This window comes from uncultured Actinomyces sp. (assembly GCF_963526355.1).
Classification (GTDB): Bacteria; Actinomycetota; Actinomycetes; order Actinomycetales; family Actinomycetaceae; genus Actinomyces.
The window spans coordinates 1-3347 of sequence record NZ_CAUROW010000157.1 but is presented as its reverse complement, the minus strand read 5'-3'; the positions used below and the strand labels follow the sequence as shown (position 1 = coordinate 3347).

The following is a 3347-nucleotide window of genomic DNA, read 5'->3' as shown; positions in this document are numbered from 1 at the left end:
GCGATCTCGACGGCCTTGGCGATGGCGGCGGGGACCTCCTTCGCCTTGCCGTAGCCCACGCCGACGGTGCCCTCACCGTCACCGACGACCACGAGGGCCGTGAAGGTGAAGCGGCGGCCGCCCTTGACGACCTTGGACACGCGGTTGATGGTGACGACGCGCTCGATGTACTTGTCGTCGTTGCCGCGACCACGGTCGCGGCGGTCGTTGTTGCGGTCGCGGCGGCCGCGGCCCTCGCCCCGGCGCTCGTCGTTCTCGCGCTGGGCCGAGCCGTCGGACGACGCGGACCTGTCTCGCTGCGGTGCAGCCATCAGATGCTCCTCTGCTTTCTCGTCGTCTTGGTGCTCACAGCCTCAGGCCGCCCTCACGGGCGCCCTCGGCGACGGCCGCGACACGGCCGTGGTACTTGTTGCCGCCGCGGTCGAACACGACAGCCTCAATGCCCAGCGCCTTGGCGCGCTCGGCGATGAGCTCGCCGACCTTGCGGGCGGCGCCCACCTTGTGGCCCTCGACGCCCTTGGCGGCCTCCTCCAGAGTGGAGGCCGCGCACAGGGTGTGGCCGATGGTGTCGTCCACGACCTGGGCCACCATGTGGCGGTTGGACCGGGTGACCACCAGACGGGGGCGCTCGGGGGTGCCGGAGACGCGCTTGCGCACACGCTGGTGACGGATCTTGCGTGCGATGGCGCGAGGGTTGCCCTTGCCCCTCTTGATCGAGTAAGCCATGGTCACTTACCAGCCTTTCCGACCTTGCGGCGCACGTTCTCGCCGGCGTAGCGCACGCCCTTGCCCTTGTAGGGCTCCGGCGGACGGATCTTGCGGATGTTCGCCGCGACCTCGCCGACCTGCTCCTTGGAGATACCGGAGACGGTGATCTTCAGGTTGCCGTCGACCGTGAAGGTGATGCCCTCGGGGGGCTCAACGGTCACGGTGTGGGAGAAGCCGAGGGAGAGCTCGATGCCCTGGCCCTTGGCGGCGACGCGGTATCCGGTGCCGACGATCTCGAGCCGCTTGGAGTAGCCCTCGGTGACGCCGATCACCATATTGTTGATGAGGGTGCGCGACAATCCGTGCAGCGAGCGCGAGCGGCGCTCGTCGTCGGGACGCGTGACCAGGATGGAGCCGTCCTCCTGGCGGGTGACGCTCAGGGGCTCGCTGATTGTGCGGGACAGGGTGCCCTTGGGGCCCTTGACCGTCACGTCCTGGCCGTCGATGGTGACGTCCACTCCGGCGGGAACCGGAACGGGGAGCCGTCCAATACGAGACATGGTTTTCCTCCGTTCCTTCTCTTACCAGACGTAGGCGAGGACTTCGCCGCCCACGCCGCGCGACTCGGCCTGCTTGTCGGTCAGGAGGCCGGAGGAGGTGGACAGGATCGCCACTCCCAGGCCGCCGAGGACCCTGGGCAGGTTGGTGGACTTGGCGTAGACGCGCAGGCCGGGCTTGGAGATCCGGCGCAGGCCCTGGATGGCCCGCTGGCGGTTGGCTCCGTACTTGAGGCTCAGCGTGAGCGTCTTGCCGACCTCGGCGTCCGTGACCTCGTAGCCGGCGATGTAGCCCTCGGCCTTGAGCATCTCAGCGATGTTCACCTTGAGCTTGCTCGACGGCATCGACACGGTGTCGTGGTAGGCGCTGTTTGCGTTGCGCAGACGGGTCAGCATGTCTGCGATGGGGTCTGTCATTGTCATGAGTGGGCCTTGGCCCTTCCTCGTCGTGGTTTCCTCACCGGACCTGCGACGTAAGTTCTTACCAGCTGGACTTGCTCACGCCCGGGAGCTCGCCGCGAAGGGCCATCTCACGCAGGCAGATACGGCACAGGCCGAACTTGCGGTACACCGAGTGCGGGCGGCCGCAGCGCTGGCAGCGCGTGTAGGCACGGACACCGAACTTGGGCTTGCGGTTCGCCTTCTCAATCAGAGCGGTCTTCGCCATGTCACTTCTCCTTGAAGGGGAAGCCGAGCTGCTTGAGCAGCGAGCGGGCCTCCTCGTCGGTCTTGGCCGTGGTCACCACGGTGATGTCCATGCCGCGGACGCGGTCGATCTGATCCTGGTCGATCTCGTGGAAGACGGCCTGCTCGGTCAGACCGAAGGTGTAGTTGCCGTTCCCGTCGAACTGCTTGGGACTCAGACCGCGGAAGTCGCGGATGCGGGGCAGGGAGATCGACACCAGCCGGTCCAGGAACTCCCACATGCGGTCGCCGCGCAGCGTGGAGTGCGCGCCGATCGGCATGCCCTCACGCAGCTTGAACTGCGCGATGGACTTGCGGGCCCGGGTGACCTGGGGCTTCTGACCCGTGATGGCGGCGAGGTCGCGCACGGCGCCCTCGATCATCTTGGAGTCGTGGGCGGCCTCGCCCACACCCATGTTGACGACGACCTTGACGACGCGCCCGACCTCCATCACGTTGCTGTGCTGGAACTCCTTGAGCAGGTTGGGGCGCACCTCCTCGGCGTACTTCGTCTTGAGACGGGGGGTGATCTTGTCAGCCATGGTCACAGGTCCTCCCCGCTCTTCTTGGCGTAGCGCACGCGGACGGTGCGCTTGCGGCCGTTGGGACGCACGCCCTCCTCGACGCGGAAGCCCACGCGGGTGCGCTTCTTGGTCTTGGGGTCGACGAGCATGACGTTGGAGGCGTGGATGGGCGCCTCAACGGTCTCGATGCCGCCGGTGCGGGCGCCCTGCTGGGACTGCCCCACCTTGGTGTGCTTGGTGACGCGCTGGACGCCCTCGACGATGACACGGTCAGTGTCCTTGAGGACCTCCAGGATGCGGCCGGTCTTGCCCTTGTCCTTACCGGCGATGACGATGACCTGGTCGCCCTTCTTGATGCGTGCCATGTTCAGATCACCTCCGGGGCGAGCGAGACGATGCGCATGAACTTCTTCTCGCGAAGCTCACGGCCGACGGGGCCGAAGATGCGCGTTCCGCGCGGCTCCCCATCGTTCTTGAGGATGACGGCGGCGTTCTCGTCGAAGCGGATGTACGAGCCGTCAGGACGACGACGCTCCTTGCGGGCACGCACGACGACGGCCTTGACGACCTCGCCCTTCTTCACGTTGCCGCCGGGAATGGCGTCCTTGACGGTGGCGACGATCGTGTCGCCGATACCCGCATAGCGCCGACCCGATCCACCGAGAACACGGATGCAAAGGATCTCCTTGGCACCGGTGTTGTCGGCGACCTTCAGTCGCGACTCCTGCTGGATCATTGAGTGTTCTCCTGTCGTCGAGCCGGTTCTCAGGAAGCTCCCGAGCCTGGCCGAACGTTCTTCTGGTCTTGCACACGTCTCCCCCGGCCGCAGGCCGCACGAGGCCGACCCAGGGATAGGGGATGTCCGCGGTACGCT

The 3347-nt window shown here is 66.7% G+C and carries 7 protein-coding genes and 1 pseudogene; all 8 read right to left on the bottom strand.

Annotated elements, in window-relative coordinates:
* Positions 1 to 311 (bottom strand): annotated as a pseudogene (locus tag RWR81_RS13095) (30S ribosomal protein S5); the annotation flags it as partial.
* A 34-nt stretch (positions 312 to 345) separates the two neighbouring features.
* On the bottom strand, positions 346 to 726 hold the full coding sequence (rplR, locus tag RWR81_RS13090) for a 50S ribosomal protein L18 (protein ID WP_314458154.1): 381 nt from the start codon (positions 724 to 726) through the stop codon (positions 346 to 348).
* 2 nt (positions 727 to 728) lie between these two features.
* The gene (rplF, locus tag RWR81_RS13085) at positions 729 to 1268 is read right to left on the bottom strand and encodes a 50S ribosomal protein L6 (protein ID WP_314458153.1); all 540 of its coding nucleotides are present in this window, start codon (positions 1266 to 1268) and stop codon (positions 729 to 731) included.
* Between the two features lie 21 nt (positions 1269 to 1289).
* Positions 1290 to 1688: a 30S ribosomal protein S8 gene (gene rpsH, locus RWR81_RS13080; protein ID WP_314458152.1), complete on the bottom strand. Its 399-nt coding sequence runs from the start codon at positions 1686 to 1688 to the stop codon at positions 1290 to 1292.
* Between the two features lie 58 nt (positions 1689 to 1746).
* Entirely contained in the window at positions 1747 to 1932 is a 186-nt protein-coding gene (locus RWR81_RS13075; protein ID WP_003781856.1) for a type Z 30S ribosomal protein S14, read from the bottom strand.
* A 1-nt stretch (position 1933) separates the two neighbouring features.
* Positions 1934 to 2491 (bottom strand): 50S ribosomal protein L5, encoded by a 558-nt coding sequence (gene rplE / locus RWR81_RS13070; protein WP_314458151.1) that lies wholly within the window; start codon positions 2489 to 2491, stop codon positions 1934 to 1936.
* A 2-nt stretch (positions 2492 to 2493) separates the two neighbouring features.
* Entirely contained in the window at positions 2494 to 2838 is a 345-nt protein-coding gene (gene rplX, locus RWR81_RS13065; protein WP_314458150.1) for a 50S ribosomal protein L24, read from the bottom strand.
* A gap of 2 nt (positions 2839 to 2840) precedes the next feature.
* A complete protein-coding gene (gene rplN, locus RWR81_RS13060) occupies positions 2841 to 3209 on the bottom strand; it encodes a 50S ribosomal protein L14 (protein ID WP_003781898.1) in 369 nt (122 codons plus the stop codon).
* Between the last annotated feature and the right edge of the window lie 138 nt (positions 3210 to 3347).